The sequence below is a fragment of the Acinetobacter rudis genome (assembly GCF_031157835.1).
Taxonomy (GTDB): Bacteria; Pseudomonadota; Gammaproteobacteria; order Pseudomonadales; family Moraxellaceae; genus Acinetobacter; species Acinetobacter rudis_A.
This window is the reverse complement of record NZ_JAVIDR010000026.1, coordinates 1-15,390: the sequence shown is the minus strand read 5'-3', so window position 1 is coordinate 15,390 and position 15,390 is coordinate 1. Positions and strand designations below refer to the sequence as shown.

General features: G+C 38.5%; 16 protein-coding genes. 8 read left to right on the top strand and 8 right to left on the bottom strand.

What is annotated here, in order from left to right:
• Positions 1 to 366, top strand: a complete 366-nt coding sequence (locus RFH42_RS15510) for a DUF4810 domain-containing protein (protein ID WP_308976744.1) — start codon at positions 1 to 3, stop codon at positions 364 to 366.
• Entirely contained in the window at positions 366 to 1,043 is a 678-nt protein-coding gene (locus tag RFH42_RS15505) for a DUF799 domain-containing protein (RefSeq protein WP_308976742.1), read from the top strand. Before RFH42_RS15510 ends, RFH42_RS15505 begins: the two co-directional genes overlap by 1 nt.
• 100 nt (positions 1,044 to 1,143) lie before the next feature.
• Here the strand turns inward: RFH42_RS15505 and RFH42_RS15500 are convergent, their stop codons facing one another.
• From RFH42_RS15500 to miaB, 6 genes are all read right to left on the bottom strand, one after another.
• On the bottom strand, positions 1,144 to 1,722 hold the full coding sequence (locus RFH42_RS15500; RefSeq protein ID WP_308976741.1) for a xanthine phosphoribosyltransferase: 579 nt from the start codon (positions 1,720 to 1,722) through the stop codon (positions 1,144 to 1,146).
• Positions 1,723 to 1,840: 118 nt separating this feature from the next.
• A complete protein-coding gene (locus RFH42_RS15495) occupies positions 1,841 to 2,548 on the bottom strand; it encodes a DUF3108 domain-containing protein (protein WP_308976740.1) in 708 nt (235 codons plus the stop codon).
• Between the two features lie 118 nt (positions 2,549 to 2,666).
• On the bottom strand, positions 2,667 to 3,338 hold the full coding sequence (locus RFH42_RS15490; protein WP_308976739.1) for a hypothetical protein: 672 nt from the start codon (positions 3,336 to 3,338) through the stop codon (positions 2,667 to 2,669).
• 255 nt (positions 3,339 to 3,593) lie between these two features.
• Positions 3,594 to 4,067, bottom strand: a complete 474-nt coding sequence (gene ybeY, locus RFH42_RS15485; RefSeq protein ID WP_308976738.1) for an rRNA maturation RNase YbeY — start codon at positions 4,065 to 4,067, stop codon at positions 3,594 to 3,596.
• Positions 4,068 to 4,134: 67 nt separating this feature from the next.
• A complete protein-coding gene (locus RFH42_RS15480; protein WP_308976737.1) occupies positions 4,135 to 5,220 on the bottom strand; it encodes a PhoH family protein in 1,086 nt (361 codons plus the stop codon).
• Between the two features lie 37 nt (positions 5,221 to 5,257).
• Positions 5,258 to 6,712 (bottom strand): tRNA (N6-isopentenyl adenosine(37)-C2)-methylthiotransferase MiaB, encoded by a 1,455-nt coding sequence (gene miaB, locus RFH42_RS15475; protein ID WP_308976736.1) that lies wholly within the window; start codon positions 6,710 to 6,712, stop codon positions 5,258 to 5,260.
• A 310-nt stretch (positions 6,713 to 7,022) separates the two neighbouring features.
• Between miaB and RFH42_RS15470 the strand changes: the two genes are divergently transcribed.
• The 3 genes from RFH42_RS15470 (at position 7,023) to RFH42_RS15460 (ending at position 10,943) form a co-directional block, all read left to right on the top strand.
• Complete coding sequence (locus RFH42_RS15470; protein ID WP_308976776.1) at positions 7,023 to 8,948, top strand: lytic transglycosylase domain-containing protein; 1,926 nt, start codon at positions 7,023 to 7,025, stop codon at positions 8,946 to 8,948.
• A gap of 22 nt (positions 8,949 to 8,970) precedes the next feature.
• Positions 8,971 to 9,636, top strand: coding sequence for a ribonuclease T2 family protein (locus tag RFH42_RS15465; RefSeq protein ID WP_445596580.1), 666 nt, complete (start codon positions 8,971 to 8,973; stop codon positions 9,634 to 9,636).
• Between the two features lie 320 nt (positions 9,637 to 9,956).
• Entirely contained in the window at positions 9,957 to 10,943 is a 987-nt protein-coding gene (locus RFH42_RS15460) for a malate dehydrogenase (protein ID WP_308976735.1), read from the top strand.
• A gap of 108 nt (positions 10,944 to 11,051) precedes the next feature.
• Here the strand turns inward: RFH42_RS15460 and RFH42_RS15455 are convergent, their stop codons facing one another.
• Both RFH42_RS15455 and RFH42_RS15450 read right to left on the bottom strand, forming a co-directional pair.
• Positions 11,052 to 11,579 carry a hypothetical protein gene (locus tag RFH42_RS15455; RefSeq protein WP_308976734.1) on the bottom strand — a complete coding sequence of 176 codons (528 nt, stop codon included), beginning with the start codon at positions 11,577 to 11,579 and terminating at the stop codon, positions 11,052 to 11,054.
• A gap of 99 nt (positions 11,580 to 11,678) precedes the next feature.
• On the bottom strand, positions 11,679 to 12,284 hold the full coding sequence (locus tag RFH42_RS15450) for a 2OG-Fe(II) oxygenase (protein WP_308976733.1): 606 nt from the start codon (positions 12,282 to 12,284) through the stop codon (positions 11,679 to 11,681).
• A 114-nt stretch (positions 12,285 to 12,398) separates the two neighbouring features.
• On the opposite strand from RFH42_RS15450, the gene RFH42_RS15445 reads away from it, so the two are divergent.
• The 3 genes from RFH42_RS15445 to RFH42_RS15435 are packed head-to-tail and all read left to right on the top strand — an operon-like array spanning position 12,399 to position 15,249.
• Positions 12,399 to 13,256 (top strand): 23S rRNA (adenine(2030)-N(6))-methyltransferase RlmJ, encoded by an 858-nt coding sequence (locus RFH42_RS15445; RefSeq protein WP_308976732.1) that lies wholly within the window; start codon positions 12,399 to 12,401, stop codon positions 13,254 to 13,256.
• A 60-nt stretch (positions 13,257 to 13,316) separates the two neighbouring features.
• Positions 13,317 to 14,141, top strand: a complete 825-nt coding sequence (gene pssA / locus RFH42_RS15440; protein WP_308976731.1) for a CDP-diacylglycerol--serine O-phosphatidyltransferase — start codon at positions 13,317 to 13,319, stop codon at positions 14,139 to 14,141.
• 31 nt (positions 14,142 to 14,172) lie between these two features.
• Complete coding sequence (locus RFH42_RS15435; RefSeq protein ID WP_308976729.1) at positions 14,173 to 15,249, top strand: DUF6670 family protein; 1,077 nt, start codon at positions 14,173 to 14,175, stop codon at positions 15,247 to 15,249.
• Positions 15,250 to 15,390 lie beyond the last annotated feature (141 nt).

The window sequence follows — 15,390 nt, the reverse complement described above, 5'->3', positions numbered from 1 at the left end:
ATGAAAAATTTATTTTTATTGCCAGTTTTGGGTTCAATGCTCATTGGCTGTGTATCACAACCCAGTGCTTTGTATAGTTGGGGATCTTATCCCGAACAAACTTATCTCATGTATAGCCAACCACAAAAGGTGTCTCCAAGTGCACAAGTTCAAAAGCTTGAAGCTGAAATTGAGAAAGCTAAGGCTAAAAATTTGGCAGTCCCACCTGGACTGTATGCACATTTAGGCATGTTATACGCAGAGCAAAACAATACCAATAAGGCGGCTGAGTATTTCCAATTAGAGCGTCAGGTTTATCCAGAATCGACAGTGTTAATGGATCGTTTGTTAAAACAATTGACGGGCAATAAGGGAACTGCGAAATAATGATGAATTTCAAATGTGCAGCACTCTTAACAGTAGTGACATTGTTGCTTGGTGGTTGTGCAACAACAGCATCAACACAAAAAGATATGTCTGATTATCGTGCGCATATGCCGCGCTCGATATTGGTACTTCCTCCTGTGAATGATTCGCTTGATGTTAAAGCAACCTATGGTGTTTGGTCTGGAGTAACAGTACCTGTTGCTGAAGCAGGTTATTATGTATTTCCTATGGCTGTTGTTGATAGCATGTTTAAGGAAAATGGTGTGCATAGTGGGGCTGAAGCACAAAATATTCCTGCAAAGAAACTTCAGGAAATCTTTGGCGCTGATGCAGCACTTTATATTCGAATTAAACAATATGGATCAAGCTACCAAGTTCTGCAAAGTGTATCTACCGTAGCTGCAGAAGCCAAACTTGTTGATTTAAAAACAGGAACTTTGCTTTGGTCTGGTTCTAAAACACTTTCACAATCAAGTAATAATGGTGATGGTGGCTTGGTAAGTGCATTATTGACAGCAGTTATTGATCAAGTATCAAGCAGTCTAAGTGACCACTCTCATCCATTAGCAAATCAGGTGAATATGATTATGTATACACCAACCCCTTCACAACCAGGGGTGGGTTTATTATATGGACCACGTTCGCCACAGTTTCAACAAGACGTACCTCAAAAATAATACATACATGAAGTCAGTATTAAAAAAGCCTTAGTGTTACAACACTAAGGCTTTTGATTTTGTAAATGACACTTATATGGATTAAGGTCAATTTTAGACTTTATTCATCTCGAACGAATTGAACTGTGCCGTCTCGTAGAGATTGAACACGTGCTAAAGATTCAACGCGATAACCTTTTTCTAATAAGAGCTCACGACCAGGTTGGAAAGATTTTTCAATCACAATACCAATACCAAGTACTTCAGCTTGAGCTTGATGAATGAGGTCTGCTAAACCAAGAGCAGCTTGGCCATTTGCAAGGAAGTCATCAATTACTAAGACGCGATCTGTTGCAGCAATATGCTTATTTGAAATAGCAATTGTACTTTCAGTTTGTTTGGTAAAAGAGAAGACTTTAGCGCGATAAAGATCATCTTTGAGTGTAAGAGATTGATATTTACGTGCAAAAATAACAGGTACACCAAGCTCCAAACCAGCCATAACTGCTGGTGCAATACCAGAAGCTTCAATGGTGATGATTTTAGTGACACCTGCATCCTTAAAACGACGAGCAAATTCTTGACCTATTTGCTGCATAAGTACAGGGTCAATTTGATGGTTGAGGAAGGAGTCGACTTTCAAAACTTGATCAGAAAGAACGATACCTTCCGCTAAGATTTTCTGTTCGAGTGCTTGCACTGGGAGAATCCTCTAGAAGTCAGATGCTTTTAGCAAATGCGTATTTTAGAAAGCACCTGAAAAAAAGCAAGCTTAATTAGGTTGAAACAGATAAATTAAGCAAGCTTTTTTAATTTTCTTATTTTTTATAATTTGTTAATAACAAACTATAAGAAGTCTTACCATCTTGATGCGCCATTTTTACAGGTAGGTAATCAAGTTGAGGTGCTAGCCAGAAAATAGAGCTTTTAGTTGCTTTATCATGTTTTAGTAGGACCTTAATTGTGCTGTAAGTCCCATAAGGGGTTGTAACAGATTCGGTGCCTTGTTTAATGAATTGGCGAGCGTCGGCAGATTTAGCATCAGCAATATAATAAGTGCCTTTTAAACCACTACCTTTTAAGTCTTCACGAACTTGTAATTCTGCATTTAATTCATCAAGTACACCAGGTTTCCAAGCAAAAGAACGAGCTTTATCATCTTTCTGCGTACTAATAACCTTGCTGTTTGGATTAAAGCTGATATTAAGCTTGTTACTGTGAATTAAAACTTTACTTGTACGACTGAAACTATTCGATTGAATTTGCCCATTGCTAAAATTAAAGCGACTGGTTTCATTTGCAGATGCGAGTGCAGCAGCTTTGGCTGAAAAAGAGTAAGTCCAAAGGTTGCCATTTTGTGAGAGTTGGCGTGTTGCACTACCTACATTTTTTCCATTATAAGAAAATTGATAACTTGCATTAAATGGACTCAGTGCGAAACTGCTACTCGATATGCCTCCGAGTAGGACCAGACTTGTAAGGGTTGCAAGCAAACGTGAAGAGTTTGAAGTGAACAACGTTATCATATTGGTCCTCGAAAAAGGTTATGCTGATCACATTGTACAGCTCAATTCTGAGTAAAATCTGAATTTTTTAATTACTCTTGTGAATTTTCACGTAAATTTAGGGGGATGAGTTTATTTATCAACCATTCTTTTGTTGGATTGGTGTGACTGTTGACTCCAATTCATCATCCATATTGTTCTCAGCATGATCAAAACGATTAAATAAAGCCATTAAACTGATGTTACCTTGTACACGTAATTCTGTCTCTGCAAGTACAGCATGATTAATACGCACTTTATTTAAGGTATTGAGAATGGCAGGTTTACCTAACCACCGATTGAGATCGAGATGTAAAAGTTCATTCTCAACATAGACGATATTGTATTTTGATAAGATTTTACCTAATGGATCTTTTTTTAATATTTTTTGATAGAAAAACAAAGCTGTATTCACAGCAAGTTTTAACCATGCTTTGGCAAATTTTGCTTCAATGACACGAGTATCACTGATTTGTTCAAAGACAATGAGTTGTACGTCTTTATTCATTTGCATTGAGACAAGTTTTAGATCGACAGATAAACTAGCATAGATGCCAGCAACATCAATTGTTGCATAAAGTCTTAACCAGCCATCATGTAGATCTGCATGGAGGTCTTTGAGTAATCTCACATTATCGGTTACATAACGTTTGAAAGTTGCATTGAGAAAAACTTGTGATACTGGAAACTCACGTTCTTCTTCAATGAAATCACTTGCTTTTAGGCATGCTTGTCGTGCTCGACTTGCGATATTAGACAGCAGTGTCTGCATAGGTTATGTCCCCGATGGTGTCATCATACGGTGCAGCCATCTGAATAAGAGGCTGAACTAAAAATTAGTTTGATGACGAAGTCTAACAAAATCGTATCAAAAAACTGTTTTATTGAAGTTCTTCAGTTTAATTTTTTTATTTAAACATAAAGTAATGTAAAAAATAAGGCCATCTTAGGCCATGTTAACTGTCATTCCCATATTGTTGGCTATGATGGAATGACAGCATTAAACGTTATCGCGATGGATGGCGTTTTAAAGGTAAGGGTTGTTTAAACCAAGTTTTGCTAAGATTTCGATCTCAAGTGCTTCCATTTGTTCAGCATCAGCTTCACTTGTTTCATGGTCATACCCCATAAGATGTAATACACCGTGCACTAACATGTGTGTAAAGTGTTCAAGGGGAGTTTTGGATTGCTCTTGTGCTTCGGTTAGCACAACAGGAATACAAATGACTAAGTCTCCTATTGGTAAGGCATCCAGCATTGCAAGCACTTCTTCTGGAATATCACTTGGAAAAGACAATACATTGGTAGATTTATCTTTTTGACGATATTCCAAATTTAAATGGTGACTTTCGTCATGATCGACACAAGCTATACCAATTTCACAGTCTTGATTGACGTCAATGTATCGTAGTGTCGTTTCAATGACTTTCTTTAAATATGCGCGTTTAAGCAATAAATCTGCTGATTCAAACGACTGTTGTAGACTAAGACTAACTTTCAAAATAAACCTTTCATTATGTAAGATCGAATGGTGAAGATTCGGCCTTGATTGATCAAGGCCGAAAGATTTATTCGATTGCTTGGTGCTGTGCATCGGCAGCAGCATCATTGGCTTGTGCTAATGCTTCTTGGCGTGCTTTGCGTTCGGCACGAACCTCGGCTGAAATACGCTGTTGTTCAGAATCCCAGCCTTCATAAGCTTCAACGATTTTTTGTACCAGTTGATGACGTACTACATCACGAGAATGGAAGCGTGTGATGTGAATCTCTTTAATTGATTCAAGTACTCGAAGTGCTTGAGCCAAACCTGACTGTTGCCCACGTGGTAAATCAACCTGAGTGATGTCACCGGTAATCACTGCACGTGAACCAAAACCTAGACGTGTTAAAAACATTTTCATTTGTTCTGGAGTCGTATTTTGTGCTTCATCTAGAATCACAAAAGAGTGATTGAGCGTACGACCACGCATGTAGGCTAAAGGTGCAACCTCGATCACTTGACGTTCAATCAGTTTTGCGACTTTTTCAAAGCCAAGCATTTCATACAAGGCATCGTAAAGTGGGCGTAAATAAGGATCAATTTTTTGTGTGAGGTCACCAGGTAAGAACCCTAGTTTTTCACCAGCCTCAACCGCAGGGCGGACCAAAAGGATACGTTGGATTTCATTTCGTTCCAACATATCAACAGCAGCTGCAACGGCAAGATATGTTTTACCCGTTCCTGCAGGTCCAATACCAAAAGAAATATCACTTTGTAAAATACGCTGTACATAACGTTTCTGGTTTGCACCGCGTGGATTAATACGGCCTTTACGAGTTTGTAACCAAACTTCGTCTAGGCCAGTATGTTCTTGATCCGGATCTTGTTGTAACTCACGATCAGTTTGGCTACCCTGAATCATCAGGTGCAGCGTATCTGCGCTAATTTGCTGAGTATTTTCAGCTTCATCATACAGACGCTGCAATAAACTTTCTGCGCGTTCAACAGCATCTAACTCACCATCTACATAGAAGACATCACCTCTGTGGGAGATTTTGACCTCTAAACGTTGTTCAATTTGTTTCAAATGACCGTTGTATGCACCAAGCATACTTTTGATACGCTCCATTGAAACACCTGGGAAAGCTACTGTACGTCGAATCTCTGCAGTCAAGGTATTTCCTTTTTATTAGTAAAGTTATAGGGCTACATTACGCTACGTCGGGTTCGAGATTCAAGAGCTCACCATAAACTAAATTTAAAGTTTTAATTTCGGTAATTTCAATTTCTGCGAAGCGTCCGACCCAGCTAGGATCGCCTATAAATGTTACCAAACGAGTATTATCAGCAGTACCAACTAAAATATTTGGTTCTTTATCTGATATTTTTTCAACTAATACTCGTTGTAAGGTACCAAGCATTGCATCAGTTTTTTCTATACTTGATTGTTTGATCCACTGTTGAACTTTGGCTAAACGCTCTTTTTTCACTGCTTCTGGTGTATCGTCCACGAGTGTTGAGGCTGGTGTGCCAGGTCGTTTTGAATAAACAAAACTATAAGAATGGTCGAAATCTAGATCTTTAATGAACTGATAAGTTTCTTCAAAGTGAGCATCTGTCTCGCCAGGGAAGCCAATGATGAAATCACTAGAAAGGTGCATATCTGGGCGAACTTGACGTAGCTTTTTAATTTTATCAATGTAAACATCAATACTATGGTTACGTTTCATACCTTGTAGCACGTCATTCGAACCACTTTGTACAGGCAAGTGTAAGTGCGATACCATTTGAGGAAGATCACGATAACATTCAATAATGTCATCAGTAAATTCAAGTGGGTGTGAAGTTGTATAACGGATACGTCCAATACCTGGTATTTCAGCAACTAAGCGTAATAATTGAGCAAAGCTACAAATATCACCATCAAAAGTTTCACCTCTATAACCATTTACATTTTGTCCAAGTAAACTGATTTCTCGCACACCCTTTTCAGCTAAACCTGCAATTTCAGCAAGTACATCATCTAGTGGTCGGGAAACTTCTTCGCCACGTGTGTAAGGGACTACACAGAAAGAACAGTACTTTGAACAACCTTCCATAATTGAGACAAAAGCTTTATAGCCATTGACGCGAGGTTCAGGAAGATAATCAAACTTTTCAATTTCGGGGAAAGAGATATCAACCAGTTTGATTTTGTCTTTCTTCGGTTTTTCTTGCTGGGCTTGATGTTGGTCTAAAATTTGTGGAATGCGGTGTAGTGTTTGTGGACCAAAGACCATATCTACATAAGGTGCACGTTTTTGTATGTTGTCACCTTCCTGAGAGGCAACACATCCACCAACACCAATGACAAGGTCTGGATTTTTTTCTTTCAATTTGCGCCAACGGCCAAGCTCAGAAAATACTTTTTCTTGTGCTTTTTCACGGATGGAGCAGGTGTTCATTAAAAGTACATCTGCTTCATTGGGATCTGTGGTTAAAATGTAACCATGAGATTCGCCTAAAAGATCTGCCATACGGTGACTGTCATACTCATTCATCTGGCACCCTTGAGTTTCGATATACAGTTTTTTAACTGCATTGTTCGAATCAGAGTGCTGAGGCTGGGTAACAGTGTTTTCTGAAGCAGCTTTAGTCGCATTGGGAATGAAGGTTTGAACCGTCATGTCGGCTCCTTTAAAAGGTCAGCATTAGGTTGGGTCTGGCGATAAACTGGCTAGACACATAGTAAAAAACGGAGCATTTTACCGTATTTATGAGCAAAGAGCGAAGAATTAAATGTGTCGATAAGGCTGTTGAATGTGAAGTAAAAAAAGATATTATTAATGCTCTTGAATCATAAGGTTACACAACAGAACAGTAGCTAGAGTTAGGAATACTTAAACTATGTGTTTTGCTACAGTGTTGCAGTTATTTAAAAGGTAAGTCATGCAGATAGGAAACAATATTGTGTATACACTACAAAACATTAAAACAATGAAAACCTGTCTGTTCAGTTGTCTTGCCCTATTGGGTGTGCAGTGTACACACGCCGATGAGTCTCAATTTAATGATGCACTTCGTGCTGCAAGCTCTGGAAATACAACACTTTTAGAGCAATATCGCGTATCTATGCAAGATGATGTATTGGGCTATTATCCAGAGTATTGGTCACTTAACACCAATCTTGGTTTTCAGCCTGCGAGTAGCATTATTAGTTATGCTCAGCGCTATCCTCAATCTGCTATGGCTGAGAAATTAGCAGCAGACTATGTTGAAGAAAAAGTGAAACAAGCTGATTTTGCGACAGCAAAACCTGTCATTAATTATGTTTCAAATCCAGATCAAGCGGAGAGCTGTGCTGTTGCTCAAGTGCGTGCTCGTACTGGCGATAGCCTCGTTTATGCTGAATATAAAGATGTTTGGTTAGCAACAAATAGTCAGCCAGAGTCATGTAATGGGTTAGGGCGAATGATGCTATCTAGTCCATTAATGACCAAGGAAGATCGTGAACAGCGCCTATATGCACAGTTACGTGCAGGTCAATCTGGACCAGCAATGGCTACGGCTCAAACGCTAAATAGTAATTTATCTTTAGCACAACTAAATCAGATTCAGGCAAATCCTGTCGGTTATTTATGGACTGCACCTAAATCAAATATGACAGATTATGCTTATTTGGTTTTTGCGCTTGGACGTGCAGCGGATAGTGATTTAAACACTGCTTTGCAATCATTGCCTCGTCTCACCCAAGATGTTCCGACTGATGTGCAAAAATATTTATATCGTACTGTAGCTTATGTTGGCGGTACGACAGTAATGAAGAACAATTTTAATCTTGCAGTACTTGATGCTTTTGATCGCAGTTATGGTGTGCCATTTACTGATGAAGAAGCAGAGGTTTATGCTCGTCAGGCTGTACGTTTTGGTCGCTGGGAAAGTGTAATCCGTGCGGTTGATAGTATGAGTATTAACCAGAAACAAAGTGATCGTTGGCAGTATTGGTTGGCTCGTGCTACAGAACAACGTGATGACCGTAATGCTAAGAAAACTGCACAAGAAATCTACAGTAGACTGGCTAATGCTGGTGATGATTATCATAACCTATTAGCGAAGGATCACTTGGGGCAACGTTATAATGCTAAGTCTCCTGCTGCACAGCCTTCAAGTAGTGATATGCAACGCTTAAGTCAAGATATTCATTTCCGTCGTGCCTTTACTTTGCGTAATATTAATGCGCCAGCAAATTATGTTAATCGGGAATGGAACTGGGCAGTTCGTCAAGCTTATTTAAAACAGGATGATGGTTTATTGCTTGCTGCAGCAAAACGTGCAACTGATATGGGATGGTATGATCGTGCAATTTATGCAGCAGATCGTACTGCAAAAACGCATAATTATGAATATCGTTATGCGACCCCTCATCAGGCAACAGTGGTGAGTTATAGTCAAAGAGTGGGAATCGATCCATCTTGGGCTTATGGTTTAATGCGTCAAGAAAGTCGATTTGTGACCAATGCTCGTTCTCATGTGGGAGCTGGTGGTTTAATGCAAATTATGCCTGCAACAGCAAAACATGTTGCTGCGAAAATGGGGGAGAGCTATAACTCTGCGGTTTCTTCTGATCCTAATACAAATATTCGCTATGGTACTTATTATTTATCAATGATTCATTCGCAGTTAAGTGCGAATCCCGTATTGGCTACAGCAGGGTATAACGCTGGCCCTAATCGTGCTAAGCGTTGGCAGCCAGATCAACAACCGTTGACTGCGGATCAATATGTTGAATCTATTCCTTTAGCTGAAACGCGGGATTATGTAAAAAATGTGATGACCAATGCGGTGCACTATGGCATTTTGCTCAACCAAGGGCCACAAGTGATCGAAAGTCGTATGCCGGTTATTCCAACACGTACTCCGTAAACTAGGTGTGTTATTGCGGTCGATGAGCAATTTAATTATTAAGAAGTTTAGCCCATATTGGCAACTCAAAGTTTTTAGCCTATTCATTCTATGGATGATAGGAGGGATAGCATTTGCTGCAGAAACGCAGTTGCAAGGTTATGTAATGCAGATTCAAATGACGCCTGCTGTTTGCTCAATGGATCAGCGTAGTGCCAAGCAGCGTAAGTGTATGGAAGGCTACTCCTTAACAATTGCTGGATTACTTCCTGAGGTGCGACCAGGTACAGACTGTCGCACTTCTAGTTCAGCTAGTTTATCTCCAATTCAAACCAAAGTAATTGCGAAGGTGATGCCTGATGAACAGGGGCGTAGTCAATTGTGGCGAGAGGTTGGGGGCTGTGTTCCAATGAACGCAAGTCAGTATTTTAGAACAGTAATTAGTTATGCTGAAAAACTAAAAGTCCCAAGTGATCTCACTGGTTATGAAAATAAAGTTATAGATAAAGCAAAGTTGCGAGCACAGTTTTTAAGGTTGAATCCAAGTCTACCGAGTCAGGGTATTCGTTTTAGCTGTCAAAATAGACAAGAACCGGCTGTCTTGACAGAGGTAAAGGTTTGTTATCATGTGAATGGTACTTACAAGCAATGTTCTAGTCGTGTGGTGACAAGTTGTCCAAATGAGATCTTAATAAAATCAAGTTATTAATTTTATAAGTGATATTAAGATTTTAATTTATAAATTTTTAAGCCTATTGTTCAATACCTTACTGATGAAAGTCTGTATTTAGTTTTTGCTTTGCATTTCAGATGTTATTTATTTTAGTGTTTAATATTGTTGTTTTTTTCATTGGCTTTAAGGCCTAATAACGTCAGCTCATTCATTTTTTCTATCAGACTTTTGTTGAATATCCAAGGTTTTTTATGCAACTGCAATTGGATTGGAGTACAATAATGGCCGTTTATGATAATTCGGTTAAGTAGATATCTGCTTAATCACATTAGCGATCCTCAATTGGAGATGATGATATGAAGCAACCCGTTCGTGTTGCCGTTACTGGCGCTGCAGGTCAAATTGGTTATAGCTTGTTATTCCGTATTGCTAGCGGTGAGATGTTAGGTAAAGATCAACCAGTTATTTTGCAAATGCTTGAAATCCCAGTTGAGAAAGCTCAACAAGCGCTTAAAGGCGTTATGATGGAGCTTGAAGATTGTGCATTCCCATTGTTAGCAGGTATGGTTGGTACTGACGATCCGAATGTTGCATTTAAAGATGCTGATTACTGCTTACTTGTAGGTGCTCGTCCACGCGGTCCTGGTATGGAACGTGCTGACCTTCTTCAAGAAAATGCAAAAATCTTTACTGTTCAAGGTAAAGCAATCAATGATCACGCTAGCCGTGACGTAAAAGTACTTGTTGTTGGTAACCCAGCAAATACAAATGCTTATATCGCTATGAAATCTGCTCCTGATTTAAACCCAGGTCAATTCACTGCAATGCTTCGTTTGGACCACAACCGTGCGTTGAGCCAAATTGCAGCTAAAACTGGTAAAGCAGTTAAAGATATCAAAAACTTGGTTGTTTGGGGTAACCACTCTCCTACAATGTATGCAGACTATCGTTTTGCTACAATTAACGGCGAAAACGTTAAAGATATGATCAATGACCAAGATTGGAACGAAAATGTATTCCTTCCAACTGTTGGTAAACGTGGTGCTGCAATTATTGAAGCACGTGGTCTATCTTCTGCTGCTTCTGCTGCAAACGCTGCAATTGATCATATGCACGATTGGGCGCTTGGCACAAACGGCGAATGGGTAACTATGGGTATTCCTTCTGATGGTTCTTATGGTATTCCTGAAGGCGTAATGTACGGTGTTCCAGTGACTTGTGAAAACGGTCAATATACACGCGTTGAAGGTCTAGAAATTGATGAATTCAGCCGTAAGTGCATGGACAAAACTCTTCAAGAATTAGAAGAAGAACGTTCTGCAATTGCACATTTGTTTAACTAAGCAATGTGTTAATTAGTTGATAAAAAAGCATCCGTTAAGGATGCTTTTTTTTATCTGACTTTTCTGTAGTTGAGGGATGGAGGTGGACTGCAACTTTAAGGTGGTTCGCTAGTTCAAGTGAGTTTTGATCAAAATATTGAACCAATTATGTTGCTGTAAATCCTGAAAAGCTGGATGTTGTTTAATTAAGATTGGGTCGAAGTGAATGGACTTGGCATATTTGTTTAACCAATGTCGTGTCATTGCTGGTTCATTTTTCGCTATTGAAGCATATGCCAATAAGAAGTAAATTTCGGCGTTTTCATAAACAGTAAGCGGTTTTAATATTTGCTGTGTTATGAGAGCGAAGCGTTGTTCTTGACTTATCTCAAAATATTTTAAATATGTTTTTGCCAGTTGAATGGAGAGATCAAGATAGAGTGTTAATGGCATTTGTTCAAATTCAACACGCGCTTGCTCAAGAAGCACAATTGCTTCTTGTAAAAAATGAATTTGTTCAGCACGTGAGTGGCTTGCGTGCACTAATTGCAAGCGTAAATTTGCCCGTTCTAATGCAAGTTCAGGGGTATTTTCCTGTAGAAAAAGCTGATCAGTTTCACCAATACGAGAAACAATCAGTCGAGTGTCTTCAGCCATTAAATATATTCCTTAAATGAGCGAAGTATTTGTTTAGTGTGGCATAAACAAGAATAAATATGTTGTGATATGAAAAATTAACTGTTGATGAAATCCAGTTTAGATCACATTAGAACCACTACGTAGCCACGCAGTAATGGAAAGGCGTTGTTGCTTTGCAGGTTTGACTTCATGAAGCAGGTCACTTTGGAATATTGCAATACGATTGGCTGTTGGTTGAATAATATGCCAATTTCCCTGTCTGTCTTGTAGATGTAATTGGCCCCCCCAATCATCTTGCCAAGTCTCGTGTAAATAGTACACACAAGAAATCATACGATCATTTTTTTGTTGTGGATTGTCTCGATGTAGTGCGTAAAATTCGCCGCTATTATAACAAGCAAAATGTGCTTCGACGTGCTGTATACCTAAGAAAAAGTGTTGATTGAATTGTTGTGAAAGTTGTTCTAAAGCTTGAATATGTTGTTGTGCAATTTGGAATTGGTCTTGGTTGATCCAAAGAATGTGGTCACTACGAATGTTTGATACGATGCCATTTTGTATGGCTGCTTTACGGAATTGATCGAGGTTTTCTGTACACTCCAAAATGAGTTGTTGTTGGTATTCGTGGTCATAGGCTTGATCAATAATTGCAAAACCAGAGTGTGCCAATTGGTCTAAGATATGATCAATTTTCCATGTTTTTGGGAGAAGCATCGCTTCCATAGAACCTCGTAAGTTCAATAAAATAAATAGAGACAATATTTTAGAACATTGAAGGACAGTGAAGAAATCTTTTTTCGTGTTAAAATGCACGCTGAATACAGGAAGAATACATACATGAATTACCGTCACCATTTCCATGCAGGCAATTTTGCTGATGTCATGAAGCATGTACTTTTATTGCAGTTATTGACACGTTTGAATGCCAAAGATAAACCTTATCGTTATATTGATACGCATGGCGGTGCGGGTAAATATGATTTGTCGACTTCTGAAGCGCAAAAATCTGGTGAGTTTCTAAATGGTATTCATCGTTTAGTTAAATTGGATGATTCAATTAAACGTAATGCACCAGAAGGGGTGAAACAATACCTTAAAATTGTTGAAGATATGCGTGCTGGGGCAGGAAAAGGAGCTTATCCAGGTTCACCATGGATTGCTTTGGAAGGCATGCGCGAAATGGATAAAGCAACTATTTTTGAAATGCAGAGAGATGTGTTTCAACAGCTTTATTTTAATATCCGTGATAAGCGTGCTGGTCTACATGAGCGTGATGCTTATGAGGGGCTTTTGGGTGTTATTCCTCCAAAAGAAAAGCGCGGTTTGGTGATGATCGATCCACCTTACGAAATTGAGCGAAAAGATTTCCCACAATTGGTTGAGTTACTACAATTGGCACATAAAAAATGGCCAACTGGCGTAATTGCATTATGGTATCCAATCAAAGATCGCGCAATGATTGAACGTTTTGAAAAGAAAATGATAAAAACAGGCATACGTCGTCAACTTATTTGTGAAATTTGTGTATGGCCAGATGACACACCAGTTGGATTAAATGGTTGTGGTTTGTTGGTGATTAATCCACCTTGGCAATTTTCGAATCAAGCAGATGAAGCATTACAATGGTTATTCCCTCATTTACGTATGAATGAAAATGGTGGGCATGCTGCAGTGCGTTGGTTGGTTGGTGAATAAGCGTATTGTTATAAATTAGAGCAAAGCTAAAACATCAGAAAGTTGAATCAGGAAAATATAATGACAAGTACTCAACAGCAGAAAACAGAAGATTCCAAACATGATGATCGTTCTTTTGATGTGATCACGTTTGAAGTTGAAGAGGAAGAACATACGCATGAAGGGCATAAGGTAAAGCGCCGTGGAATATATTTATGGCCAAACCTAATCACTACTGCTGCTTTACTTTCGGGTTTTTATTCGATTATTGCGAGTATGAATCATGATTATCTACATGCAATTTATGCAATCTTTCTTGCGGCATTGCTAGATGGTTTAGATGGTCGTGTTGCACGTGCGATTGGTGCCCAGAGTGCATTTGGTGAGCAATATGATTCTCTTTCTGATTTACTCGCTTTTGGTGTAGCGCCAGCAATACTCATGTATAGCTGGGGATTACATAGCTTAGGGCGTATTGGTTTGGCCTGCTGTTTTGTATATACCGCTTGTGCTGCATTTCGTTTAGCTCGCTTTAATGTACAAATTGGGGTGGTTGATAAACGTTACTTTATTGGGATTGCGAGTCCACTTGCAGCCATTATTGTTATTTCATTAATTTGGGTAAGTCGAGATTATTCAATGATCTTGGACCCTAGTTTACAAATGATGAAATTTGTTTATGCAGCATTTATGGTTATTGTTGGCTTATTAATGGTATCGAATATGAAATATTATTCGTTTAAGCAAGTTGATCGGAAGCGTGTACCATTTGCTGTGATGTTGCCAGTTATTTTAGTCTTTGGTATTGTGATGTATGACATCCCTTTAGGGATACTCGTAGTATCACTTTTGTATGTATTGTCTGGTTTTATAACCACCTATTTGGCTCGTAATCAAACTGAGTAGTATGCAATATATGATGTAAGGAGAGCTTGTGATGAAGTTGCCAAAAAATAGTCAAAGGAAGCAACTCCGATCTACACAAGCTCAATTTGCATTGAATTTAGCATATCAACCACCTACTCGGTGGTTTAAAATAACTCAACAATCTTTGGTGATTACTGGTCTACCTGCACCACTGCATTATTATAATTTTAAGGCCCAAAATGGGCAGCCAAATATTCCTATCTTTAATCAAAGCCAAAATAAAAAAAAGACACTGGATACTGTTACAACATTAAATAGTGTTAGTTCACATATGTTGGAACAGTCTGCACAATATTCTTTGGAACAAGAGTGTTTGTTTCGAGACAATGATTACCAGTTTGGCAAGGAACAGCGGCTTAAAGGTGAATTTCCATTCTTTGAATTGATTCGTAAGAATTCTGAATTATCTGTTGAACTTAATATTTGTACTTTGCCTGTTGTAAGTCACTTTGCAAAACTTAAATATGGTTTGGGGTTGTATCAACATTGGTCTTTGCTTTGTCGGTGTAAAGGTGAATTAATTTATAAAGGACAGAAGTTTGAGATTGATCATTTGGGAAACTTTGAATATGCACGAGGAGTGAATATTCCTTTTTTAGCTTTATATTTTTATACATATCAAATTATTCAGCTCAAAGATCGGCGTCAATTAATCTTAGTACACATTCGTAATCAATATAATCACGTATTACATTCAAGAATATATATACGGGCAGAAAATTCAAAAAACACCATCTGCTTTAATCATCGAGTCGAATATAAAATTTTTCGAGTATATCCTAAAGTTCAAACACCATATTTAAACTATATGTATTTACCGCGTGAATTTAAATGGTTTGCACAGCAAGGAAAACATTGCATAGAGATCAGTGCCCAAAGTCGAGGGGATTATAAGGCGGGTTTAGGTCGTGGATTTGTAGGAAGTTTTCAATATCAAATTAAAATTGACGATTATTATGAAGAAGGAAGTGCAGGATATTGTGAATTTATAGACTTAAGGCCGCTCAATTGGCAGGAAATAGACCAGCCTGAACAGAAATTAAAGTTAAATTCATTACATTCTTCTGTATTGTGTAAAAAGAAATAGTGTGTTTATTCAACATAAAGACAGTTTTTTTGCTCTTTTTGTTTGTTATTTATTCAAGTGTGATAAAAACCTGTAAAAAGCCCTTGCAGTCTAAAAAAATTAGCCTATAATGCACATCCATCGGCGGTGATGTTAAATAAA